Source organism: Bacillus cereus group sp. BfR-BA-01441, assembly GCF_022663075.1.
In the GTDB taxonomy this organism is placed as follows: Bacteria; Bacillota; Bacilli; order Bacillales; family Bacillaceae_G; genus Bacillus_A; species Bacillus_A cereus.
In genome coordinates this window covers 1-24,450 of sequence record NZ_JAKUEU010000004.1, presented here as the reverse complement: position 1 = coordinate 24,450, position 24,450 = coordinate 1, and the positions used below count along the sequence as shown (strand labels likewise).

Here is a 24,450-nt window from a genome sequence, read left to right as displayed (position 1 = left end):
AAAGAAAAGAGAAAGACAGAGGAGGGACTTAATTGCTATGAATACCCCTGTTTCTGTAAACGAGAAGAAGGATTTTGTAAAATGGTTTTTGAATAATTACCAACTGAAACAGCGTGAATGTGTATGGATTCTGAATTATTTAATGAGTCACGACCAATTGATGCATAAAGTCCACTTCGTAGAGCATGCAAAATATTGTCCGCGTGGCTTAGTGATGTCAGCGAATTGTGTGAAAGACACACCGTTTCACTTTTTTAAACAAAATGTTATGACAACAGATGCTGAAAAATCGTTTCATGATATTCGTTTAAATCGAGATGAGGATATTTATATTCAACTCAACTTTAAATCATCGTTTCAAAATGCGAATTATGTAGCTGTATTAGAAGAAAACCCATATCTACCAAAGCATATTGAAGTAAATGAAAAAGATCGTTTACTTGCAGAAAGGTTTTTGGAAGAAAGTGTATTTTCGTTTAGGAGAGAACGCCTTTTGAAACAAATTGATGAAGCGTTAGATAAGCAAGATAAGGAAGCGTTTCATAGATTAACGGCAGAGTTAAAAACTTTATAGAATTTATTTGGATTAATAAATTTTTACAAATTTCAGACTTTCATCAAGAAAAACTACCTATATTGGGTAGTTTTTCTTTTTTTACCTCTTTTAGTATGGTTTAATATATATAAAGTGAAAGTTCTGTCATTTGTAAGTGAAGGAGGGAAGGAATTTGAAGTGGATTGTAAAAGATGTGGAACAGTTTGAGCAAGCAAGAGAGTATGTTGATACAGGAGTAATACCGCTGTTATCAATTTCGGCAGCAAAAGAAATGAAAATGGTTGTAGAACAAGGTGAATTTATCGAATTGTTGAGCACGGAATTGGAAAGAGAGTATAAGGGAAGAGTGCTTTTACTGCCTGCGTTTACGTATTTGGTAGAAAGTCAAAAGAATGAAAAAGGTCGTTTGCAAGAATGGACAAATCATTTACGAAGTGAAGGTTTTAAGCATATTGCTTATGTTACAAGTGATTTTTCATGGAAAGAGGATATGCAAGAGTTACAGGGAGATTTGTTTTGGTTTCCTTCATTAGCATTAGAACAATTTAGTGATCAAGCAAAAAGAGAAGTTATTCATGCACATATAAAAAATATAATGGTGATGTTGGAAGAGAAATGGGGAAACTCATAATAAACAGAAAGTTCTTATTATTATGAGTAGTATGATATTGACCTGTGCATGAGCGTATTATATCATGATAGTGTCCTAGTTTTTATTTTTTATATAATTTATCACGAGGGGACAATTTCTGATAGAGGGGGGAAATTTTCGTGAGCGAGAAAGAACATCGCGTGTCAAGAAGACAATTTTTAAATTACACACTCACAGGGGTAGGAGGCTTTATGGCTGCCGGTATTTTAATGCCGATGACGCGATTTGCGCTTGATCCGGTGTTAAGAAAAGAAGCGGGAACGGATATGGTTGCTGTTGCGCAAGTAAAGGATATTACAACAGAGCCGAAGCGTTTCGATTTTAAAGTGAAGCAGGTTGATGGTTGGTACAAGTCTGAAGAACCAAAATCAGCTTGGGTTCATAAAGATGAAAGCGGAGACATTGTTGCGTTCTCTCCAGTATGTAAACATTTAGGATGTACAGTTAACTGGAATTCGGACAAAGCACATCCGAATCAATTCTTTTGCCCATGTCACGGGGGGCGTTATACAAAAGATGGGATTAACATTAAAGGTACGCCACCCCTTGCTCCGCTTGATGTGTACGAGTCTAAAGTGAAAGATGGAACGCTGTATCTAGGAAAAGCGAAGCCAAGAGGGGGTGCAAAGTAGATGTTAAATAAAATTTATGATTGGGTGGATGAAAGATTAGATATTACACCAATATGGCGTGATATCGCTGATCATGAAGTACCTGAACATGTAAACCCGGCACATCACTTTTCTGCATTCGTCTATTGCTTTGGAGGACTTACCTTTTTCGTTACTGTAATTCAAATTTTATCTGGAATGTTTTTGACGATGTATTATGTGCCTGATATTAAAAATGCTTGGGAATCAGTTTACTATTTACAAAATGAAGTTGCTTATGGGCAAATTGTTCGTGGTATGCACCACTGGGGTGCTAGTCTCGTAATTGTAATGATGTTTTTACATACACTCAGAGTTTTCTTCCAAGGTGCGTATAAAAAGCCCCGTGAGTTAAACTGGATTGTTGGTGTTCTTATTTTCTTTGTTATGTTAGGTCTTGGTTTTACCGGATATTTATTACCGTGGGATATGAAAGCTTTATTTGCTACAAAAGTAGGGATTCAAATTGCAGAGCAAACACCGCTCATTGGTCCTTATATTAAAACATTACTCGCTGGTCATTCCGAAATTGTTGGCGCTCAAACATTAACTCGCTTCTTTGCTATTCACGTCTTCTTCTTACCAGCAGCACTTCTAGGTTTAATGGCCTTCCACTTCATCATGATTCGCAAACAAGGTATTTCCGGTCCACTATAAGAGATTGCTAAATTAAAGGGGAAAGAACTAAAGGAGGGAGATTATGCATCGCGGCAAAGGGATGAAGTTTGTAGGAGATTCTCGGGTACCAGTAGCTCGGAAACCAAATATTCCAAAAGACTATTCTGAATACCCAGGGAAAACAGAAGCATTTTGGCCGAACTTCTTGTTAAAAGAATGGATGGTTGGTGCAGTTTTTTTAATCGGTTATTTATGTTTAACAGTGGCGCATCCGTCGCCGCTTGAGAGAATGGCGGACCCAACAGATGCTGGATATATACCACTTCCAGATTGGTATTTCTTATTCTTGTATCAGTTATTAAAGTATTCGTATGCTTCCGGTTCATTTACTGTAATTGGAGCATTTATTATGCCAGGGATTGCGTTTGGAGCATTACTGTTAGCTCCATTTCTTGATCGAGGTCCAGAAAGACGTCCATTGAAGCGTCCTGTGGCAACTGGATTTATGCTTTTAGCAATTGCATCGATTATCTTTTTAACTTGGGAATCTGTAGCACACCACGACTGGGAAGCTGCAAAAAAACAAGGAGCAATTGTAAAAACAGCGCCAGTTGATAAAAATGATGATGGCTATAAATTAATGCAAAAAAATACTTGTTTAACATGTCATGGTGACAATTTACAAGGCGGGGCAGCAGCACCGGCACTGCAAAACTTAACTTTAAAGCCAGAAGAAATTGCTAAAATTGCGAAAGAGGGAAAAGGTTCAATGCCTAAAGGTGTATTTAAAGGTACGGATGAGGAACTGAAGAAGCTTTCGGAATTCGTTGCAAAGTATAATAAAAAATAATAAAAAAGCTGACTACAAAATTTGTAGTCAGCTTTTCTATTTAGTTGGATGAAGTTTGTTATAATAGAGTAGGATTTAGTGAATGAATTACTTTGCTTGAAAGGTGTTGGACATACGGATTGGTGTACTTGTATGCAATGTTAAGACAACGCTCGGTATTATTATTTTTATTAATTGTTAACTTATTAGGTACAATTTATGGATTTATATGGTACGGAAATCAATTGAAAGAAACGTCACCTATATTTTGGCCGTTTGTACCAGATAGTCCTATGGCGACTCTCTTTTTTGTCTTTGTTTTAATTGCTTTTTTGGCAAAGAGAAACTGGGGATTAATAGAAGCGTTAGCGATTGTAACTTTAATAAAATATGGTATTTGGGCTGTTGTTGTAAACGCGATTATGATTTACGTAAAAGGGCCTATAGGCTTTATGGGCTACATGTTAATGCTTTCGCACTTCGCGATGGCAATACAAGGATTTTTATATGCTCCATTCTATCGTATAAAAAAATGGCATTTTATAGTAGCAGCTGTGTGGACGTTGCATAACGATGCAATTGATTATTTATTTTGGCAAATGCCGCGATATGGAATTATGCATTTGTTTGTAGAGGAAATTGGTTATTTTACGTTTTGGTTAAGTATTGCTGTACTATGTATTACATATTATTGTTGCTTACGTGAGCAAAGAAAACAATTTTCTTTATGATGGTTAGAACATTTAGGGGGAGAACATGGAGAAAAATAAGAGTGGTACAAAAATATTGGATCGATTGATTACTTTAGTTGTTTCATATAGCATAGCATTTTCTATTTTTGCACTCGCAACAACGGCAGTTGTGTATGGAAAATGGTTGTATTATTTTGAAATTGATTTTTTAAATATTCCTGATTTAGCGGATATGACGAAGGATGAAATTAAAAGAAATTACGATGTGCTTATTACATATTTATCCCCGTTTTATGACGGAGCATTACATTTGCCCACATTAGATATGTCCACAAATGGCCGTATTCATTTTGTAGATGTTAAAAATATTTTAGTAAAGATTCAATATGTGATGTATGCGACAATTATGATTGCAGTGATAGGCGGAATTTATTTATTAAAAAAGAAAAATGAAAAGTTTTTACTGCACGGATCGATTTTAACAATCATTTTTCCGATAGCGCTTATGTTACCAATTGCTATTAATTTTGAAAAGAGTTTTGTATTATTCCATAAACTTTTATTTAGTAATGATTATTGGGTTTTTGATCCTGAAAAGGATCCAATTATATTAATGTTACCAGAAGAGTTCTTTATGCATGCTGCGTGTGCTATTTTATTATTCATTTTAGGTGGGAGTATACTTTGTTACAGTTTATATAGATATCTCGTAAAAAAGAAAAGGATGTCACAGAAAAAATTCTCTGCTTAAAGAGAATTTTTTTCTTTGTAAAACGATAATATATTTTTCGGTCTAGTTCTGTTCTATTCTTGTCCAAATTAACATATTTTGTACTAGTAGTTAAGGGGGGACCGGGATGAAGAGAACATTAATTGGATTGATAGCATTTCTAATTATAATGTTTCCGTTACGTATATATGCTGAAGAGTGGAATGAGCTAACAGGGTTGTTAGACGACTCGTTACAGTTAGTGAAGCGTAATGAAGATGAAAAAGCGGTACAAGTATTACAACATTTCTCGGAGCAGTTTTTAATAAAGGGGAATGAAAAGAAGCAGGAAGTAACACCAGATCAAGTTAGAGTTATTTCTTTAGCTTACGATAAGGCGCAACAATCGCTCTCTGAAGAAGGTTTAGGTAAGCAAGCTAAAATTGATAATGTGCTGGCATTACAACTTGCTGTTGATGCACAAGTATCGAAATATCAACCACTTTGGATGGAAAGAGAAAGGAAAGTAATGGATGCCTTTTCTCAAATGGAAAAAGCGATGGAAAAAGAAGATGCTGGGCAGTTTCAACAAACGTTAAATACGTTTTTAAATGAATTCAATATTATTTATCCAAGCTTAATGATTGCTTTGCCAGAAAACGAGGTCCAGCGTGTAAATGTTCATTTATCTTATTTAGATGAATTTCGTAACGTTATGTTAAAAACGAAAGGCGGCCAAATGCAATTAGGGATTATTAAAGGGGATTTGCAAAAGATATTTCACACAGTAAAAAAAGATGAAATTGCACCCTCTCTCATTTGGTTTATGACAATTACTGGGGGACTTATTTTATTCACATTAACTTATGTTGGATGGAGAAAGTATAAAGGAGAGAGAGAAAAAAGAAAAAGTAATGTACATTCTAAAAATAGATAATGCAATAAATAAAGATATGGATTGTAAGGTTTATTCATTGACAATAGTGGCAGAAGAAAATAGAATGAGAAGTACTATAATTAAAACTTCAATGGAGGTTCATGATGTTTTATTTAATTTACTTCGCGATCATAATGATCATACCGTTGTATGCACAGTCAAGAGTACGTAGTGCCTATAGCAAGTATTCACAAGTTTATTCAACATCAGGTATGACAGGAGCGGAAGTGGCTCGAAAAATTTTAGATGAAAATGGATTATACAACGTAGCTGTAGAAGAAACACCAGGTCATTTATCAGACCATTATGATCCAACCGCTAAGACGGTTCGATTATCAACAGATAACTATTATGGACATTCAGTTGCTGGTACAGCAGTTGCAGCACACGAAGTAGGACACGCAATTCAAGATGCACAAGATTATAACTTTATGCGTATTCGTCATTCGTTAGTTCCTGTGGCTAATTTTGGATCGAATATATCATGGGTATTTATTATGATTGGTATATTTGCGACAATGTCAAAACTATTGTTATTAGGTATCATTTTAATGGCAGCAGGTGTTGTGTTCCAGCTCGTTACATTGCCAGTTGAGTTTGATGCGTCAAAGCGCGCAATGCAACAAATTGAAGCGTTAGGTATTGTATCAACAGATGAATATGGGCAAGCTCGTAAAGTATTAAATGCGGCAGCATTAACATATGTAGCAGCTGCAGCTGTAGCTGTATTTGAATTATTACGTCTCGTATTAATGTATACTGGTATGCAGCGTAGCGACGACTAAAGACTATCAATTTTGATAGTCTTTTTTTGTTGTGTGGATTGAATTATATAATGTATTGCAAATAGAAATAATAGAAGTAATGCGGAAAGGTGGTGGGGGAAATGAAATATCCAGACCATTTAGTAAAACAAGTGCAAAAGCGTAGTGCTCCTTATCAACTAGAAGGTTTTTTAAGTGGACAAGGTCCTGAAAATCCCAAATTTATGTTGTTAGGAGAAGCACCTGGTGAAACAGAAATTCATAATGGGATTCCGTTTAGCGGGAGGGCGGGAAAACAATTAATGGTTTTTTTAGAGCGTATCCACGTTACAAGGGAAGAAGTATATATTACGAGCGCTGTTCGGAGTAGACCTTATAAATGGCGAGAGAAAAAAGAACGAAATGGTGAAATCATACAAAAAAAGTATAATAGAACGCCAAATCAGGGAGAAATAGTTGCCCATGCGCCTTTGTTAGATTATGAATTAGAGAAAATACATCCGAAGCTTATCGTCACGCTTGGAAATATCGGTCTTCAACGTTTAACAGGAAAAAATAAAAAAATCACAGATGTACACGGGCAATTATTAAAACAGCCCATTCAAAAATTAAAGGATATGCAAAGTGCAGAGTTTACATGGTCAGAGAAAGAATATCATGTTTTTCCGACTTTTCATCCAGCTTCCATTTTTTATAATCGGAGTTTATTGGAGTTTATTCATGAGGATTTTGAGAAGCTTAAAAGACTTGTAATAAAAAACTAGAAAAGCTAAGGCGCTTTTCTAGTTATATTTAATTATGTAAAGGGTTTTTATTTTCATCTAACGTAAACCCTTCACCAACTACATCATGTACATCACTTACAGCGACAAAAGCATGAGGATCTACAGAAGTAATGATATTCTTTAATTTCACGATTTCATTTTTAGCAACAACGCAATACAATACATTACGTTCCACTTTTGTATACGATCCAACAGCTTTTAAAAAGGTTGCTCCGCGCTCCATTTCAGATAAAATTTTGGCAGCAATTTCATCGTTTTTCTCTGAGATAATAGTCGCTCCTTTGGCAGCATAAGCTCCTTCTTGCATAAAATCAATGACTTTAGCACCGATAAAAACAGCAACTAGCGTATACATGCCCTCACGGTATGATAAATAGGTAAGAATAGAGACGACGATAACGACAGCATCAAACATAAACATTGTTTTCCCCATACTCCAGCCAACATATTTGTGCGCTAGTCGTGCGATAATATCTACACCGCCAGTAGTCCCGCCATATTTAAATATTATTCCAAGGCCGATACCGATAAATGCCCCGGCGAATAAAGCTGCGAGTGTCATATCATTTTGCAAGTTTAAATGTAAGTTGAGTACTTCGTAACGCTGGAAAATCCATAGAAATAAAGATACGCTAAAGGTTCCAATTAATGTATATAAAAATGTCGTTCTGCCAAGTAACCTCCAGCCAATAAAAAATATAGGGATATTTAAAATTAAGTTTGAGTAGGAAGGATCAAACTTAAATAAAAAATACAATAATAGTGTAATACCAGTAAACCCACCCTCTGCAAGGTGGTTTTCAATATTGATATTGACAATACCGAAAGAAAATATAGCGGAACCAATTAAAATAAAAATAATATTTCGCATCTTCAATTTTGATGTCATATAGAAATCCCCCTAATTATGTAATGATTGCATTGCTCCGCTGAAACGGTAAAACATAATAATAAGTAATTTCTAGTTGCTAGTGAAAATAGTAAGAACCTGATTGATGTGGGCTGATTTTTTGTGAAAAGTGCAAAAGAAAGTTTCACTTTATCCCGCTCTAAAGGCTGATAGGAGATGAAGCAAAGAAGAGGGGCAAACCAGCCGTAGGAACCCGATTGGTGTGGGCTGATCTTTTGCAAAAATCGCAAAAGAAGTTTCACTTTACCCCGTACCAACGGCTGTTAGGAGATAAAGCTCTGAAGAAAGGCGAACCAGCCGTAGGAACCCGATTAGTTCAACTAATCTTTTGCAAAAAAATCACAAAAGAAGTTTCACTTTATTATAGTCTATCCAAAAATGGGTCGCAAATAGGTGTTTGGCGGGGAATAATATTTGTCAAATCGCGATGAATTGGCTAACATGAAAGAGGAAGGATTAGAGGTGAATAGTATGGAAGCAAAAACGATGAAAGATATGCAGAAAGAAGTAGATGCATATATTGGTCAGTTTAAAGAAGGTTATTTCAGTCCGCTTGCAATGATGGCTCGTTTAACGGAAGAAATGGGAGAGCTTGCAAGAGAGGTAAATCATTATTATGGTGAGAAACCGAAGAAAACAACTGAAAAAGAAAGAAGTATTGAAGAAGAGCTTGGAGATGTATTATTTGTTATGATTTGTATGGCAAATAGTTTAAATATTGATTTAGAGACAGCACATAACATTGTAATGAATAAATTTAATACACGTGATAAAGATCGCTGGACACGTATTGATGAGGGAGAGAAAGAATAATGAAAGAAATTAAAGTAATTATCGCCGGACCAAGAGGACGTATGGGACATGAAGCAGTCCTTCTTATGGAAAGAACGGAACATTTTAATTTAGTAGCAGCAGTGGATTATAAGCATGGTGGTGAGAAGATTTCTGATTTACCTGGCATGCCAGCATTACATGCGCCGATTTACGCTGATTTACATACTTGTTTAGATGAAGTAGAAGCAGATGTGTTGTTAGATTTAACAACACCAGAAGTGGGGAAACAACACGTTACACTTGCAGTTGAGCGTGGACTTCGTTCGGTTATTGGTACAACTGGATTTACAGAAGAAGAATTGACACGTTTAACAGAGAATGCAAAAGAAAAAGCAGTAGGAACAATTATTGCTCCAAACTTTGCAATTGGTGCAGTTCTTATGATGAAATTCTCACAAATGGCAGCGAAATATTTCCAAGATGTTGAGGTAATTGAATTACATCATGATCAAAAATTAGACGCACCATCTGGTACAGCTGTAAAAACGGTAGAGTTAATTCGCCAAAATCGTGAATCAAAGCAGCAAGGTCATCCAAATGAAGTAGAGCAACTAGCAGGTGCACGAGGTGCAAATGTAGACGGTATTCACATTCATAGTGTACGTTTGCCAGGGCTTATTGCACACCAAGAAGTAATGTTTGGTGGAGATGGACAAATGTTAACAGTTCGTCATGATTCATTCAATCGTGCATCATTTATGTCAGGTGTAAAACTATCAATTGAGACAGTAATGAACCTTGATCATCTTGTGTACGGTTTAGAAAATATTATCGACTAAAGGGGAGACAACGGATGAAAATTGCCTTAATCGCACATGACAAAAAGAAAAATGATATGGTTTCGTTTGCATACGCATATAAACCAATTTTTGAACAACATGAATTATTTGCAACAGGAACGACAGGGCTTCGCATTATGGAAGCGACTGGATTAGTTGTAACAAGATATCAATCTGGCCCTCTTGGTGGAGATCAAGAAATTGGTGCAATGATTGCAAAGAACGATTTAGATATGGTGATTTTCTTCCGCGATCCATTAACAGCACAGCCGCATGAACCGGATGTGAATGCATTACTTCGTTTATGTGATGTATATGCGATTCCACTTGCAACGAATATGGCAAGTGCTGAAATGTTAATGCACGCATTAGAGCGAGGAGATTTAGATTATCGTAAGTTAAGAAAATGAGGGGAACAATTATGAGTGGATTACATATATTAGCGTTTGGTGCTCATGCCGATGATGTTGAAATCGGCATGGCTGGTACCATCGCTAAATATACAAAGCAAGGGTATGAAGTAGGTATTTGTGATTTAACAGAAGCTGATCTTTCTTCAAATGGAACGATAGAGTTGAGAAAAGAAGAAGCGAAGGTCGCAGCTCGTATAATGGGAGTAAAAACGAGGCTGAATTTAGCGATGCCAGACCGTGGTTTGTATATGAAAGAAGAGTATATACGTGAAATTGTCAAGGTGATCCGTACATATAAACCAAAACTAGTTTTTGCGCCGTACTATGAAGATCGCCATCCAGATCATGCAAATTGTGCAAAGCTTGTGGAAGAGGCTATTTTTTCAGCAGGAATCCGTAAATATATGCCGGAACTTTCACCACATCGTGTGGAGTCTTTTTATAATTATATGATTAATGGTTTTCATAAACCGAATTTTTGTATAGATATAAGTGAGTACCTCTCTATAAAGGTGGAAGCATTAGAAGCGTATGAAAGTCAGTTTTCAACAGGGAGTGATGGTGTTAAGACACCGTTAACAGAAGGTTACGTTGAAACTGTGATTGCTCGTGAGAAGATGTTTGGAAAAGAAGTTGGAGTCTTGTATGCCGAGGGATTTATGAGTAAGAAACCGGTTTTATTACATGCTGATTTATTAGGGGGATGTAAATGAAATTAAAAATAGGTATTACATGTTATCCTTCTGTAGGTGGTTCTGGAGTTGTTGGAACAGAATTAGGAAAGCAATTGGCGGAACGTGGGCATGAAATTCACTTTATTACATCGGGTTTACCATTCCGGTTAAATAAAGTATATCCAAACATTTATTTTCATGAAGTGACGGTAAATCAATACTCTGTATTTCAATATCCACCATACGATTTAGCGTTAGCAAGTAAAATGGCCGAGGTTGCACAAAGAGAAAACTTAGACATTTTACATGTGCATTACGCAATACCACATGCAATTTGTGCATATTTAGCAAAACAAATGATCGGAGAGCGTATTAAAATTGTTACAACCTTACATGGAACAGATATTACTGTGTTAGGTTCCGACCCTTCGTTAAATAATTTAATTCGTTTTGGTATTGAGCAATCGGATGTTGTTACTGCTGTCTCGCATTCATTAATTAACGAAACACATGAGCTTGTAAAACCAAGTAAAGAAATTCAAACGGTATATAACTTTATAGACGAACGTGTATATTTCAAGCGTAATATGTCTCAATTAAAGAAAGAATATGGTATAAGTGAGAGTGAAAAAGTACTTATTCATATTTCGAATTTCCGTAAAGTGAAACGTGTGCAGGATGTTGTTCAGGCATTTGCTAAAATTGTTAAAGAAGTAGATGCGAAGTTGCTTCTTGTTGGAGACGGACCAGAATTCTGTACGATTTTACAGATAGTGAAGAATTTACATATTGAAGATCGCGTTTTATTCCTAGGGAAGCAAGATAATGTTGCAGAACTACTTGCGATGAGTGATTTAATGTTGCTTCTATCAGAGAAGGAAAGTTTTGGTCTTGTTTTATTAGAAGCAATGGCGTGTGGTGTACCTTGTATCGGAACACGGGTTGGAGGTATTCCAGAGGTTATTCAACACGGGGAAACAGGATATTTATGTGAAGTTGGCGATACAACAGGAGTGGCAAATCAAGCTATTCAGCTATTAAAGGACGAGGAACTTCACCGTAATATGGGAGAACGAGCAAGAGAAAGTGTTTATGAGCAATTTCGCTCAGAAAAAATTGTTTCACAATATGAAACGATTTACTATGACGTACTAAGGGATGACAAAAATGGAAAGATTTAAAAAAGCTAGTTCTATTATTGAGACATTAAAGCAACAAGGACATGAGGCTTACTTTGTTGGTGGGAGCGTACGAGATCTTATTATCGATAGGCCGATTGGAGATATTGATATTGCGACATCTGCTCTACCAGAAGAAGTGATGGCTATATTCCCAAGAAATGTTCCTGTTGGTCTTGAGCATGGAACTGTAATTGTTGTAGAAAATGGTGAGCCCTATGAGGTAACTACTTTTCGAACAGAAAGCGAATATGAAGATTTTCGAAGACCTAGTAGTGTTCAATTTGTTCGTTCATTAGAAGAGGATTTAAAACGTCGTGATTTCACGATGAATGCAATTGCTATGACAGAAGAAGGCAAAATGGTCGATTTATTTGCTGGACAGGAAGCCATTCAACAGAGAGAAATTGTGACAGTTGGAAATGCTGCGGATCGTTTTCAAGAAGATGCCCTGCGAATGATGCGTGGTATTCGGTTTGTAAGCACGTTAGGTTTTTCATTAGAAATGAAAACGAAGCAAGCGATTGAAACGTATGGGCATTTGCTAGAACATATAGCAATTGAGCGTATTACAGTAGAGTTTGAGAAACTGTTAACTGGTACATATTGTGTGAAAGGTCTCAAAGAATTAGTAGAGACGAAGCTATTTTCTCATTTGCCATATTTACAAATGTCAGAAGAGAGACTGTTAAAAGCTACGCAGTATAAATGGGATTCTTTCGAAACGGATATTGAGGCGTGGGCATTTTTCTTATATTGTATCGGAGAAGAACATCCATCTGTCTTTTTACGTCAATGGAAGTTTTCGAATAAAAAAATAAAAGATATTGTTGCAGTTTTATTGACAATCCGTACTAGAAAGGAGAAGGATTGGGATACAGTCCTTCTTTATAAAACGGGAATTCATATCGCTGAAATGGCAGAGAGAGTATATGAAGCGATGATTGAACGCTATGACCCTACATCTGTTGAACGAGTACAATCAATGTTTCATGCATTGCCAATCCAGGAGCGTCAAGAAATGAATGTGACTGGTAATGATTTATTAAACTGGGCAAACAAAAAGCCTGGTCCGTGGGTTGCTGAGATGCTTCAGAAAATCGAAGAAGCAATCGTACAAGGAAACGTAGTTAATGAGAAAGAGCGTATAAGGGAGTGGCTACAAGGATGCAATCTACTATAAGAAAGCAGTTATTGCAAGTTTTTTCTGAAGCGGATGGCGAGTTTGTATCCGGCCAAACAATTAGTGATAAACTTGGTTGTTCAAGAACTGCTGTGTGGAAACATATGGAGGATCTGCGGAGTGAGGGATATGAACTTGAAGCTGTGCGTCGATTAGGTTACCGAATTGCAAGTAAGCCAGACAAAGTGACCGCTAATGAAATTCAGTTAGGGCTACAAACGAAGCGGATTGGTAGAACAGTGTATTTTGAAGAAACCGTTGAATCAACGCAGCACATTGCAGCAAAACTTGCTTATGAAGGTGCAGAAGAAGGAACAGTCGTTGTAGCAGAAGAACAAACAGCGGGAAGAGGTCGTTTAAGCAGAAAATGGCATTCACCAAAAGGAACAGGGATTTGGATGAGTATTATTTTACGCCCATCAATCCCAGTTCATCATGCACCGCAACTTACTTTGTTAGCGGCCGTTAGTGTTGCACAGGCAATTGAAAAATGCACGGGTGTAAACGTAGGAATAAAATGGCCAAATGATATTTTAATTCAAGGTAAAAAGGCTGTAGGTATATTAACAGAAATGCAAGCGGATCCTGATAAAATTAATGCTGTCATTATGGGCATCGGTATTAATGCGAATCAAAAGCAAGAACATTTTGATGAAGAAATTCAGCACATTGCTACTTCATTAGCGATTGAATCAGGTAAGCCGATTGTTCGTGCAGAACTTATGCAACAAATCTATTTACAACTAGAAAAATTATATGAAGAGTATTTACAAAATGGTTTCTCTGTCATTAAAATTCTTTGGGAAAGTTACGCTGTGAGCATCGGGAAAGAAATTACCGCTCGAACGATGAGAGAGACAATTACGGGGTTAGCAAAAGGAATCACAGAGGATGGTGTATTACTTCTGGAGGATCATGAGGGGAAAGTACATCATATTCATTCTGCAGATATTGAAATTAAGTAAAAGAAGTTCCTCTTTTGGAACTTCTTTTTATTTCAATAGTTTTGAGTTGAATTTGTAACATGATAATAAATTTTTTTCATATTTAAAGTTCATTTCAAAATATCTTCCGCCTAATTGGCAGGGCATGTTATTTGACGATTACTTTGCCTGCCATTCCTTTAAGAAGATGGTATCGACATATTAATTCATATGTACCAGTATTTTTAGGTTTCACGGTAATATTCTTTTCTTTTCCTGACTCGATTACGACGTCAATGCCGAGTTTTTTCACTGTAAAGGTGTGCTCGTTTTTACCTTTATTTTTCAATAGTAATGTTGTTGATCCTGCAAGCGGAATCGTGATAACATTTGGATTAAAGTAATCATCATTTAGTTCAACCTCAATCACTTTCGTTAAATCGGTGGGGGGTGTTACGACAGTAACTGAGGCAAATACATGGGAGGATCCTAAAGACATCCACCATACAATCATTACAAGCAAACTGCTGAATCGAAATAACCACCTGTTCATAGACATCTGCAATTCTCCTTTGTTAAGTACTTTCCTCAATTAACCTGCATCATTAGTTTAAGAGTTATACTATACAGTTAAATGGATTACAGAAAAAATTAACTTGGACTTTTTTAGCATGCGTTGAAAAAACATGTATCTTTTCAGGATAGAATTCTCCATAAAAACTGTATAGCATATATACTCTCGCGTTAAATTTCATATACCGTAATAAGAATAAAAAATTATTTTTTCAAAAAAATGTAGTAATTCCTTTTTGTAGTTTGCTATAATTAGTTCGAATGTGGGCAGTATCAGAGCGAACTGCACCATGATTCGAAGTCATACGAAAAATAATAACTTGGATTCTGCCTTGATCCAATAACGGACTGGGACAGAGGGATGAATAATGCCGACTAACACACAACCCTTCTGCCCTTTTATGGTCAGAGGGGTTTTTTATATGATTTCGGCCATCTCCTCTCTCCTGCATAAAGGAGGAGTAGTTTTTGAAAACAAAAACAGATTTTTTGAAGATGAAAGAGCAAGGTGAGCCGATTACAATGCTAACGGCGTATGATTATCCATCTGCTAAATTAGCAGAAGAAGCTGAAGTTGATATGATTCTAGTTGGAGATTCTCTTGGAATGGTTGTACTCGGATACGATTCAACAGTACCTGTAACAGTAGAGGATATGATTCATCATACGAAAGCTGTACGCCGTGGAGCGAAAGAGACGTTTATTGTAACTGATATGCCATTTATGTCGTATCACGTATCATTACAAGAAACGATGGTGAATGCACGTCGCATCGTTCAAGAGAGCGGGGCACACGCACTGAAGGTAGAAGGTGCTGGAGAAGTTATATCGACGATTCAATATTTGACGAACGCAGGAATTCCTGTTGTAGCGCATTTAGGTTTAACCCCTCAATCGGTAGGAGTGTTGGGTGGATATAAAGTGCAAGGAAAAGATGCGGAGAGTGCAAAAAAATTAATAGAAGATGCAAAGAAATGTGAAGAAGCTGGTGCAATAGCGCTTGTGTTAGAATGTGTACCAATGCAGTTAGCAGAACTTATTTCAGAGCAACTAACAATACCAACAATTGGGATTGGTGCAGGACAAAAAGTAGATGGACAAGTGCTTGTTTATCATGATCTTATCTCATACGGCGTAAATCGTGTTCCGAAATTTGTGAAGCAATATACGTCTGTTCAAGAGGAGATTGTGCGTGGGATTTCACAATATGTTACTGAAGTAAAGACAAGGCAATTTCCTGAAGAAAAACATTCGTTCACAATGAAAGAGGAAGAATGCTTAGCGTTATACGGAGGAAAACAATAATGAAAATCGTAACTACAGTGCAAGAGATGCAGCAAATTACAAGCGAACTTCGTGCAAGTGGAAAGAGTATTGGTTTTGTTCCAACAATGGGTTATTTACATGAAGGCCACGCTACTTTATTACGTAAGGCAAGAGAAGAAAATAAAATTGTAGTTTTAAGTGTATTTGTAAACCCGCTACAATTCGGCCCAAATGAAGATTTAGATCGATATCCTCGTGATATTGATAGAGATGAAAATGTAGCAAAAGAAAACGGTGTAGATTATTTATTTTATCCGAGTGTAGAAGAAATGTATCCAGCAGAACAAACAACAACAGTAGAAGTTGTGAAGCGCACGGACGTATTATGCGGTCAACAAAGACCTGGTCATTTCGCTGGTGTTGCAACTGTACTGATGAAACTATTTAATATTACGGTGCCAACGCGTGCTTATTTCGGTATGAAAGATGCTCAACAAGTTGCAGTAATTGAAGGATTTGTAACTGATTTCAATATTCCAGTTACAATCGTACCAGTTGATATTGTAAGGGAAGAAGATGGTTTAGCGAAAAGTTCTCGTAACGTGTACCTATCACAAGATGAACGTGAAGAAGCTCTTCATTTATACCGCAGCCTATGTATAGCGAAAGAAAGAATTGAGGCAGGTGAACGTAATCCGGAAATCATTACAAATCTTGTGAAAGATTATATTGAGACGCATACGAAAGGCACTGTAGATTATGCGGATTTATATGCATATCCGTCATTAACAATGGTAGAGAAAGTCGAAGGAAGAATCATTTTAGCTATTGCAGTTAAGTTTGAAAATGTAAGATTAATTGACAATATAACATTAACGGTTAAATAAGGGGGAGCATCTATGTTTCGCACAATGATGAGAGCAAAGTTACATCGTGCAACTGTAACGGAGGCAAATTTAAATTATGTAGGTAGTATTACAATTGATGAAGACTTAATGGATGCAGTAAATATTGTAGAAAACGAAAAAGTCCAAATTGTAAATAATAATAATGGTGCTCGCTTAGAGACATACGTTATTAAAGGGGAACGCGGTAGTGGTGTTGTTTGTTTAAACGGTGCTGCGGCAAGACTTGTACAACCAGGGGACAAAGTAATTATTATTTGTTATGGGCTAGTTACGGAAGAAGAGATTCATACACAAGAACCAAAAATTGCAGTACTAGACGATAATAATCAAATTATTGAAATGTTAGGTGCTGAAAAAGCGGGTACGATATTATAAGTAGAAAGGCTATCTCCATTGCGGAGATAGCTTTTTTGTGCATCTTTTCATTAAGATGAGATAAAACGTGGTATAGTAACATTATATAAATTATTGTTGTTTGAAAGGTAAGAAATTGAGGTGTTACATATATGAGTAAGCGTTATGTCGTTGTTGATTTAGAGACGACAGGGAACTCCTGGAAAGATGGGAAGGATAAAATTACCCAAATTGCAGCTGTTGTAGTAGAAGATGGAGAGATATTGGAGATTTTTTCGTCTTTTGTTAATCCAAAGAGAGAGATCCCACCATTTATTACAGAATTAACAGGGATTGATGAAAGTCTTGTAAAACAAGCCCCGTTATTTCAAGATGTAGCCCCGATGATTGTTGAGCTATTACAAGGTGCGGCTTTCGTTGCGCATAATGTTCACTTTGATTGGAATTTTTTAAATGAAGAATTAAGGCAAGTTGGATATACAGAAATACATTGTCCGAAAATCGACACGGTTGAATTGGCTCAAATTCTTTTGCCGACAGCCGATAGTTATAAATTACGTGATTTAGCTAAGAAGCATGAACTAGAGCACGATCAACCACATCGTGCGGATAGTGATGCTCTTGCAACAGCGGAATTATTTTTACAATTTTTAAATGAAATTGAAAAGTTACCACTTGTCACGTTGCAATCGCTTTATGAATTAAGTGATGTGTTCCAAAGCGATATAGCTGATGTGCTTTCTGAAAATATTTTAAAGAAAGTAATGCACGGTAAAGAAGATATAGCGGAGTATGAAATACATCGAAATATTGCGCTGAAAAAGCGGAACTATTCCTTAAACCTTGGAGAAACGTGTTCATCAAAGTTTGATGCTTTCTTGAATAAAACGATGGATAAATTGGAATCACATATGCCAAAGTTTGAAAGAAGAGAAAGTCAACAACTGATGATGAAAGAGATATATACGGCGTTAAGAGATTCTCGTTTTTCACTAATTGAAGCCGGTACAGGAACAGGAAAGACTCTCGCTTATTTGCTTCCTAGTCTTTATTTTGCAAAGAGAAAAGAAGAACCTGTCATTATAAGTACACAAACGGTACAACTCCAACAACAAATATTAGAAAAAGAAATTCCGTTATTACAAAAAATAATGCCATTTTCATTTGAGGTAGCTCTTCTAAAAGGAAGAAAGCATTATTTATGCTTACATAAATTTGAGTATGCTTTGCAAGAGGAAGAAAAAAATTATGATATGGCACTTACAAAGGCGAAGATTTTAGTTTGGCTATTGCAAACTGAAACAGGTGATCGAGACGAATTAAATATTCCTGAGGGCGGAAAGTTACTTTGGAATCGTATTTGTAGCGATGCGTATAGTCCAGGCGGTATGCAAAGTAATTGGTTTAGTCGTTGTTTTTACCAGCGAGCGAAGAATAAAGCTTTATTTGCAGATATCGTTATTACAAATCATGCGTTATTATTTCAAGATTTTTCAAGTGAAGAACCGTTGTTTGCTTCATGCGAACATATTATTTTTGATGAAGCTCACCATATTGAAGAAGCCGCGAGTAGAACATTGGGTGAACAGTTCTCTTGTATGTATTTTCAATTGGTTATATCTCGTCTTGGGACACTAGAAACAGAAGATGTACTCTCCAAAGTATATAAAATGATGAAAAAATCAGAGCAAGCATCTCGTTCAACTTTCCGTATGATAAGTTATAGTTTGAAGGAACTTAAGTTTGATGCGGATGAACTCTTCCAAATGTTACGTACTTTTATATTTAAACAAACAAAGCAAGAGCAAGGAACGAATAATATGCCGCTCATCTATAGGTATAACGCAGAACTAGAAAAAGGTAAGTTGTGGGATAGTATCGTCGAATTAACAAATCGTTTTATATATGAATTAAGAAGGGTAGTAACTGCTCTTGAGAAGCAAGTGGATATATTGCAAAGTAAGTTAGAATGGGAGATGCATGTTGTAACAGGTGAATTTATGCATTTAATTGAGTTGCTGAGAAAGATGGCAGAATCATTACAGTTACTCGTATTAGAAAAGAATTCGTATGTAACTTGGATGGAGACTGAAACGAAAGGGACGATTCATTCAACAGTTCTATATGCACAGCCTGTTCATATTGGTGAAAGATTTGCTGATGAATTTTTAACAGAAAAAAAGAGTGTTATTTTTACATCCGCAACACTAACAGTTAACGATACGTTTGATTATATAAAAGAGGAACTTGGTTTACATGATTTCGCTCCAAATACTTTAAAGGTTCCGTCGCCATTTCGTTATGATGAACAGATGAAATTAATGGTGTCAACGGATGTACCTTTTATTAAGCAAGTAAGTAATGAGCGATATATTGAATCTATATCGGAACATATTGCAAAGATAGCGAAAGCCACAAAAGGCAGAATGCTCGTTTTATTCACTTCGTATGAAATGTTAAAAGAAGCGTATGCGAATTTAAAAAATAATGATGAATTAGAGGGTTATTTATTACTCACCCAAAGTGTGAATAATAGAAGTCGAAGCCGCTTAATTCGAAAGTTTCAAGAGTTCGACAAATCAATTTTATTAGGGACGAGCAGTTTCTGGGAAGGAATAGATATTCCTGGAGATGCCTTAAGTTGTCTTGTTATAGTCCGTCTACCATTTACACCTCCTCATCAGCCGATGATGGAAGCGAAAGGTGATTGGCTAAAAAATCAAGGTGAAGATGTATTCGCTAAATTAGCGCTCCCACAAGCAATATTACGTTTCAAACAAGGATTCGGCCGCTTAATTCGAACGAATACAGATACAGGAACGGTAGTAGTGTTAGATCGTCGTTTGACGAGTTCTTCCTATGGAAAACGATTTCTACAATCGATTCCTAACGTACCTCTTTATGAAGGACCATTAGAAGAATTGTTAGTACAATTAGAAGAACCATCAAATGAATAAAAATGGAAGAAAAATACGCCTGAAGTACTTATAAACTTCAGGCGTAAAAAATGTGGGTAGGAGGAATTTTATTTTTCTTACTTCTTGTATACAAAATGTGTTGGTTTTCGACTTGAAACCTTTTTTTGCTGTACATGTCCTGCTATAATAGATGGGTGATGAAGCAGGGGTTGTAAAGAATGTACTCTTATTGTAACCGCATTGCGTTCTTCTATAATTAGAAATTTTTGTGTAACGGAGGAGTTTTTTCATGGATAAGAAAATCGAAGTACTATCAACGACGCGTATTAAATATTCGTCGGATTTGTATAAAATTGTTGATAGTTTAAATCGTACGTTAAAAGAGCAGGACCTCATGTTCGGACTAGCATTAGACGAAAAAGATAAAGAAACAGCTGTATTTACGATTTACAGAACGTAGTGATACAATGAAAAAGTGGATCTTTGCAATCATTATTGTTATCGTTGCTAGCGGAATATATGGGGCGTATGTTTATAATAAAGCGATGGGAAAGAAAATTCCAAAAGAGTCGAAATTTGTAGAAATTGCTAAAGAAAAAGCAAAGCTTACAAAGGTGAAATCTGTTGATTATTACAACGGAAAATCTGCATATATAGTCGTGCAAGGTACAGATGAAAAGGGAGAACAACTTATCGTTTGGGTGCCTGAGAAAAAAGGGGATACTGTAGTAAGGAAAAAGAGCGAAGGTATTTCTGAAAAAGAGGCTATACAAAGAACAATAGAGCAAGTCGGCAATGAAAGTAAGGAATCAAAAAGTAAGCCGAAAGAGATTATGAAAGTGAAATTAGGCTTTGAAAATGATGTACCACTATGGGAAGTTACATATATTGATGATGACAATCGTTATAGTTATTACTATCTTGAATTTAAAGATGGAAAATTTTTAAGACGATATAGCATTGAAAAATAGATGTAGGGGGAACTACAAATGAAATTAGCAAAGCGAGTAGCTGCTTTAACACCGTCTTCAACTTTAGAAATTACAGCAAAGGCACAAGCATTAAAAGCAGAGGGTCATGATGTAATTGGATTAGGGGCAGGGGAACCTGACTTTAATACACCAGAGCATATTATGGATGCTGCACATAAAGCGATGTTAGAAGGGCATACGAAGTATACACCAACAGGTGGATTACAATCGTTAAAACAAGAAATTGTGAAGAAATTTACTCGCGATCAAGGTATTGCGTATGATCCATCTGAAATTATTGTATGTAATGGTGCAAAGCATGCATTATATACATTATTCCAAGTATTACTTGATGAGGGAGATGAAGTTATCATCCCAACTCCTTACTGGGTAAGCTATCCAGAGCAAGTAAAGCTTGCTGGCGGTAAGCCGGTTTATGTAGAAGGTTTAGAAGACAATGAGTACAAAATTACAGCAAAGCAGCTGCGTGAGGCAATTACAGAGAAAACGAAAGCAGTTATTATTAATTCACCGAGCAATCCAACAGGAATGATTTATAGCAAAGAAGAATTACAACAGCTTGGAGAAGTATGTTTAGAACATGATATTTTAATCGTTTCTGATGAAATTTATGAAAAATTAATTTATGGTGGCGTAGAATATACTTCAATTGCCCAGCTTTCTAATGCATTAAAAGAACAAACACTTATTATTAATGGTGTATCTAAATCTCATTCTATGACAGGATGGCGTATTGGATATGCTGCAGGAAATAAGCAGCTTATTAAAGCAATGACGAACTTAGCGAGTCATAGTACGTCAAACCCTACTTCAATCGCTCAATACGGCGCAATTGCGGCATATGCAGGCTCACAAGAACCTGTGGAAACAATGCGTCAAGCCTTTGAAGAGAGATTAAACATCATTTATGATAAATTAATTCAAATCCCTGGCTTTACTTGCATTAAACCGCAAGGTGCATTTTACTTATTCCCTAACGTAAAAGAAGCTGTAGCTTTATCAGGATATGCAACAGTTGATGATTGGGCAAAAGCTCTATTAGAAGAGGAAAAAGTGGCTCTTGTACCAGGTACAGGATTTGGTGCTCCAAATAATGTTCGCTTATCATATGCGACATCTCTTGAACAAGTAGAGAAAGCATTAGAGCGTATCCATACATTTATGAAAAGTAAAGTGCAAGCTTAATTTTATATTTCATTCATGTAATATAAAAAACCTCCCCATTAATAGGGAGGTTTTTTTGACGAATTGTGGCAAAAAGAAATAGCTAAAGGTGTGTTATACTAGAGAGCGAGGTGTTTGGTGATGAAAAAGAAAATGATGTTACAGTGGTTTGAGCAGGGAAGCATTGCAATTCCAAAATTACTTATGATGCATTATAAAAAATTAGGTTTAAATGAGACGGAATTTATGGTCGTACTTCATGTACACACATTTTTAGAATCAGGTAATTCGTTTCCGACTCCATCAGAGATTTCTGAACGGATGACGATAACGGAAATGAAATGTATGGAAGTAATTCAAGCATTGATTCAAAAAGGGTTTTTATCACTAGAAGGTGGACAAAGATCAGAAGCGATGATGTGCGAAAGTTATTCTTTACAACCGTTATGGGAAAAAATATTACATTTCTTAATGGATGAATCAATAGAGGAAGAGCAAAAAGAAAAAAAACAGCTGCAAGTAAATTTATATACAGTATTTGAAAAAGAATTTGGAAGACCACTTTCGCCGTTCGAATGTGAAACGTTAGGAATGTGGGAGGACCAAGATCAACATCATCCAAATTTAATTCAAGCGGCTCTTAGAGAAGCTGTAATGAGTGGAAAACTAAATTTCCGATATATTGATCGTATTTTATTTGAGTGGAAAAAGAATGGAATTAAAACGGTAGATCAGGCTCAAAATCAAGGTCAAAAATTTAGAGCGAATCAACAAAGAGCACAACAAATGACAAAACAAGAGACGAAATTTACTGGAAAAGTGCCTTTTTATAATTGGTTGGAGCAGTAATATAGGAGGAAGTATATGTTAAATAAAACGCAAATTCGCTATTGTTTAGACACAATGGCGGATATGTATCCAGAAGCACATTGTGAATTAATTCATGAGAATCCTTTTGAATTAGTAATCGCGGTGGCACTATCTGCACAATGTACAGATGCACTTGTAAATAAAGTGACGAAAAATTTATTTCAAAAATATAAAACACCAGAAGATTATTTAAGTGTATCTTTGGAAGAGTTACAACAAGATATACGTTCTATTGGGTTGTATAGAAATAAAGCAAAAAACATTCAAAAATTGTGTCAGATGTTGCTGGATGATTACAATGGAAAAGTTCCAGAAGACCGTGACGAGTTGACGAAATTACCAGGAGTAGGGAGAAAAACAGCAAATGTAGTTGTTTCGGTAGCGTATGGCATCCCGGCAATTGCTGTTGATACGCATGTAGAAAGAGTGAGTAAACGGTTAGCGATTTGTAGATGGAAAGATTCGGTGTTAGAAGTAGAAAAAACATTAATGAAGAAAGTACCGATGGATGAGTGGGGAGTTACACATCATCGTATGATTTTCTTTGGACGTTATCACTGTAAAGCACAACGACCGCAATGTGAGGAGTGCAGACTGTTAGAAGTATGTCGTGAAGGAAAGAAGCGAATGAAGGTGAAATAAAGGATGGAGCGAGTTATAGAAATACCGAAAGAATTTCACTGTTTACCATTTTTTAAAGAAAGTGTAAATTTAATTAAGTATCATACAGACAATTCTTTTGAAGAGATAATACAAAATACTTACTTTATATTTGATATTGAAAGACAGTATGAGCCGTGGAAGGAAATTGAAAACAGCATTCCAGCGATGTTGAATGTATGGAAAAATAAGCATGAAGACATTGCTATACTGTTTCGAAATAGAAATAAGCAAGAGGCTGAGGGACCAATGATTCTTTTTGCAGCTCACTTGTTATCGGTTGTCTATTGGCTAAATGAACAACCTGTTCATAGTTTGAATGAAATGCAAATAAATACGAATAAATTAAAAGTGCAACCTGTTAATTTTATGGAAAGATATTCATTCATTATAAAGAAACCGAGTAATTATCATTCTTATATTCAATTAGCGCAGTTGTATATCGAAATAGAAAAGCTGTATGTAAAGAAAATGATAACAAAAAAGAAGTCCGCTTCTCGTTAAGAGAAACGGACTTCTTTTTTTGTATATTAGGACTCTGTTGTAACAACAGCACCGTCTGCGTGAGGTGTATCTCCTCCGGTATTTTGGTGTTGCTGTTCTTGTTGTTTCTTAGCCTCTTCTTCAGCTTTTTTCTTGGCCTCTTCTTCAGCTTTCTT

At 36.1% G+C, this 24,450-nt stretch carries 29 protein-coding genes; 27 read left to right on the top strand and 2 right to left on the bottom strand.

Annotation, left to right across the window (positions count from 1 at the left end; translation table 11 throughout):
- The first annotated feature begins 37 nt into the window (after positions 1-37).
- The 10 genes from MR107_RS02930 to MR107_RS02885 all read left to right on the top strand — a co-directional run bounded on the left by MR107_RS02930 (position 38) and on the right by MR107_RS02885 (position 7,171).
- The gene (locus MR107_RS02930; protein ID WP_001095925.1) at positions 38-574 is read left to right on the top strand and encodes a ReoY family proteolytic degradation factor; all 537 of its coding nucleotides are present in this window, start codon (positions 38-40) and stop codon (positions 572-574) included.
- A 154-nt stretch (positions 575-728) separates the two neighbouring features.
- Positions 729-1,187 (top strand): YpiF family protein, encoded by a 459-nt coding sequence (locus MR107_RS02925; protein ID WP_000871313.1) that lies wholly within the window; start codon positions 729-731, stop codon positions 1,185-1,187.
- A gap of 140 nt (positions 1,188-1,327) precedes the next feature.
- Positions 1,328-1,840 carry a menaquinol-cytochrome c reductase iron-sulfur subunit gene (gene qcrA / locus MR107_RS02920; protein ID WP_001290418.1) on the top strand — a complete coding sequence of 171 codons (513 nt, stop codon included), beginning with the start codon at positions 1,328-1,330 and terminating at the stop codon, positions 1,838-1,840.
- Complete coding sequence (qcrB, locus tag MR107_RS02915; RefSeq protein ID WP_000932700.1) at positions 1,841-2,515, top strand: menaquinol-cytochrome c reductase cytochrome b subunit; 675 nt, start codon at positions 1,841-1,843, stop codon at positions 2,513-2,515.
- Positions 2,516-2,558: 43 nt separating this feature from the next.
- Positions 2,559-3,326 (top strand): menaquinol-cytochrome c reductase cytochrome b/c subunit, encoded by a 768-nt coding sequence (gene qcrC, locus MR107_RS02910; protein WP_000554603.1) that lies wholly within the window; start codon positions 2,559-2,561, stop codon positions 3,324-3,326.
- Between the two features lie 119 nt (positions 3,327-3,445).
- Positions 3,446-4,036: a lipoprotein heptaprenylglyceryl N-acetyltransferase LhaT gene (gene lhaT / locus MR107_RS02905; protein WP_134266030.1), complete on the top strand. Its 591-nt coding sequence runs from the start codon at positions 3,446-3,448 to the stop codon at positions 4,034-4,036.
- 25 nt (positions 4,037-4,061) lie between these two features.
- Positions 4,062-4,748: a lipoprotein intramolecular transacylase Lit gene (lit, locus tag MR107_RS02900; protein WP_000414378.1), complete on the top strand. Its 687-nt coding sequence runs from the start codon at positions 4,062-4,064 to the stop codon at positions 4,746-4,748.
- Between the two features lie 106 nt (positions 4,749-4,854).
- Positions 4,855-5,643 (top strand): sporulation protein YpjB, encoded by a 789-nt coding sequence (gene ypjB / locus MR107_RS02895; RefSeq protein WP_000831584.1) that lies wholly within the window; start codon positions 4,855-4,857, stop codon positions 5,641-5,643.
- A gap of 101 nt (positions 5,644-5,744) precedes the next feature.
- Entirely contained in the window at positions 5,745-6,428 is a 684-nt protein-coding gene (locus MR107_RS02890) for a zinc metallopeptidase (RefSeq protein WP_011109966.1), read from the top strand.
- Positions 6,429-6,529: 101 nt separating this feature from the next.
- Positions 6,530-7,171: a uracil-DNA glycosylase gene (locus MR107_RS02885; RefSeq protein WP_000876877.1), complete on the top strand. Its 642-nt coding sequence runs from the start codon at positions 6,530-6,532 to the stop codon at positions 7,169-7,171.
- 28 nt (positions 7,172-7,199) lie between these two features.
- On the opposite strand, the gene MR107_RS02880 is transcribed toward MR107_RS02885, so the two are convergent.
- On the bottom strand, positions 7,200-8,081 hold the full coding sequence (locus MR107_RS02880) for a YitT family protein (protein ID WP_000202121.1): 882 nt from the start codon (positions 8,079-8,081) through the stop codon (positions 7,200-7,202).
- Between the two features lie 492 nt (positions 8,082-8,573).
- Here MR107_RS02880 and MR107_RS02875 point away from each other — a divergent pair, with 492 nt between their 5' ends.
- Genes MR107_RS02875 through MR107_RS02845 form a run of 7 tightly spaced genes read left to right on the top strand, consistent with a single transcriptional unit; the run spans position 8,574 to position 14,128 of the window.
- Positions 8,574-8,915, top strand: a complete 342-nt coding sequence (locus tag MR107_RS02875; protein WP_002108639.1) for a nucleotide pyrophosphohydrolase — start codon at positions 8,574-8,576, stop codon at positions 8,913-8,915.
- Entirely contained in the window at positions 8,915-9,715 is an 801-nt protein-coding gene (dapB, locus tag MR107_RS02870; RefSeq protein WP_000658813.1) for a dihydrodipicolinate reductase, read from the top strand. Before MR107_RS02875 ends, dapB begins: the two co-directional genes overlap by 1 nt.
- A 14-nt stretch (positions 9,716-9,729) precedes the next feature.
- Entirely contained in the window at positions 9,730-10,125 is a 396-nt protein-coding gene (gene mgsA / locus MR107_RS02865; RefSeq protein WP_000684765.1) for a methylglyoxal synthase, read from the top strand.
- A gap of 11 nt (positions 10,126-10,136) precedes the next feature.
- Positions 10,137-10,841 (top strand): bacillithiol biosynthesis deacetylase BshB1, encoded by a 705-nt coding sequence (gene bshB1, locus MR107_RS02860; RefSeq protein ID WP_000015673.1) that lies wholly within the window; start codon positions 10,137-10,139, stop codon positions 10,839-10,841.
- Positions 10,838-11,983: an N-acetyl-alpha-D-glucosaminyl L-malate synthase BshA gene (gene bshA, locus MR107_RS02855; protein WP_000768305.1), complete on the top strand. Its 1,146-nt coding sequence runs from the start codon at positions 10,838-10,840 to the stop codon at positions 11,981-11,983. The genes bshB1 and bshA overlap by 4 nt, the downstream gene beginning before the upstream one ends.
- Positions 11,970-13,163: a CCA tRNA nucleotidyltransferase gene (locus MR107_RS02850; protein WP_000439321.1), complete on the top strand. Its 1,194-nt coding sequence runs from the start codon at positions 11,970-11,972 to the stop codon at positions 13,161-13,163. Before bshA ends, MR107_RS02850 begins: the two co-directional genes overlap by 14 nt.
- Positions 13,148-14,128, top strand: a complete 981-nt coding sequence (locus tag MR107_RS02845; RefSeq protein WP_001192063.1) for a biotin--[acetyl-CoA-carboxylase] ligase — start codon at positions 13,148-13,150, stop codon at positions 14,126-14,128. Before MR107_RS02850 ends, MR107_RS02845 begins: the two co-directional genes overlap by 16 nt.
- A 127-nt stretch (positions 14,129-14,255) precedes the next feature.
- On the opposite strand, the gene MR107_RS02840 is transcribed toward MR107_RS02845, so the two are convergent.
- Positions 14,256-14,645 (bottom strand): cupredoxin domain-containing protein, encoded by a 390-nt coding sequence (locus MR107_RS02840; protein ID WP_000062387.1) that lies wholly within the window; start codon positions 14,643-14,645, stop codon positions 14,256-14,258.
- A gap of 482 nt (positions 14,646-15,127) precedes the next feature.
- On the opposite strand from MR107_RS02840, the gene panB reads away from it, so the two are divergent.
- The 10 genes from panB (at position 15,128) to MR107_RS02790 (ending at position 24,295) form a co-directional block, all read left to right on the top strand.
- Complete coding sequence (gene panB, locus MR107_RS02835; RefSeq protein ID WP_000851108.1) at positions 15,128-15,964, top strand: 3-methyl-2-oxobutanoate hydroxymethyltransferase; 837 nt, start codon at positions 15,128-15,130, stop codon at positions 15,962-15,964.
- Complete coding sequence (panC, locus tag MR107_RS02830; protein ID WP_000707029.1) at positions 15,964-16,812, top strand: pantoate--beta-alanine ligase; 849 nt, start codon at positions 15,964-15,966, stop codon at positions 16,810-16,812. Before panB ends, panC begins: the two co-directional genes overlap by 1 nt.
- A gap of 12 nt (positions 16,813-16,824) precedes the next feature.
- Positions 16,825-17,208 carry an aspartate 1-decarboxylase gene (gene panD / locus MR107_RS02825; protein ID WP_000490184.1) on the top strand — a complete coding sequence of 128 codons (384 nt, stop codon included), beginning with the start codon at positions 16,825-16,827 and terminating at the stop codon, positions 17,206-17,208.
- A 131-nt stretch (positions 17,209-17,339) separates the two neighbouring features.
- Positions 17,340-20,144, top strand: coding sequence for an ATP-dependent DNA helicase DinG (gene dinG, locus MR107_RS02820; protein ID WP_242292054.1), 2,805 nt, complete (start codon positions 17,340-17,342; stop codon positions 20,142-20,144).
- 250 nt (positions 20,145-20,394) lie between these two features.
- Positions 20,395-20,565, top strand: a complete 171-nt coding sequence (locus tag MR107_RS02815; protein ID WP_000358352.1) for a YpmA family protein — start codon at positions 20,395-20,397, stop codon at positions 20,563-20,565.
- A 7-nt stretch (positions 20,566-20,572) separates the two neighbouring features.
- Positions 20,573-21,076 carry a cell wall elongation regulator TseB-like domain-containing protein gene (locus MR107_RS02810; RefSeq protein ID WP_000758739.1) on the top strand — a complete coding sequence of 168 codons (504 nt, stop codon included), beginning with the start codon at positions 20,573-20,575 and terminating at the stop codon, positions 21,074-21,076.
- 18 nt (positions 21,077-21,094) lie between these two features.
- Positions 21,095-22,282 carry an aspartate transaminase AspB gene (aspB, locus tag MR107_RS02805; protein WP_000761571.1) on the top strand — a complete coding sequence of 396 codons (1,188 nt, stop codon included), beginning with the start codon at positions 21,095-21,097 and terminating at the stop codon, positions 22,280-22,282.
- A gap of 120 nt (positions 22,283-22,402) precedes the next feature.
- Positions 22,403-23,110, top strand: a complete 708-nt coding sequence (gene dnaD / locus MR107_RS02800) for a DNA replication protein DnaD (RefSeq protein WP_000728542.1) — start codon at positions 22,403-22,405, stop codon at positions 23,108-23,110.
- A 15-nt stretch (positions 23,111-23,125) separates the two neighbouring features.
- Complete coding sequence (gene nth, locus MR107_RS02795; RefSeq protein ID WP_000933030.1) at positions 23,126-23,773, top strand: endonuclease III; 648 nt, start codon at positions 23,126-23,128, stop codon at positions 23,771-23,773.
- 3 nt (positions 23,774-23,776) lie between these two features.
- Positions 23,777-24,295, top strand: a complete 519-nt coding sequence (locus MR107_RS02790) for a YpoC family protein (protein ID WP_000442650.1) — start codon at positions 23,777-23,779, stop codon at positions 24,293-24,295.
- Positions 24,296-24,450: the final 155 nt, after the last annotated feature.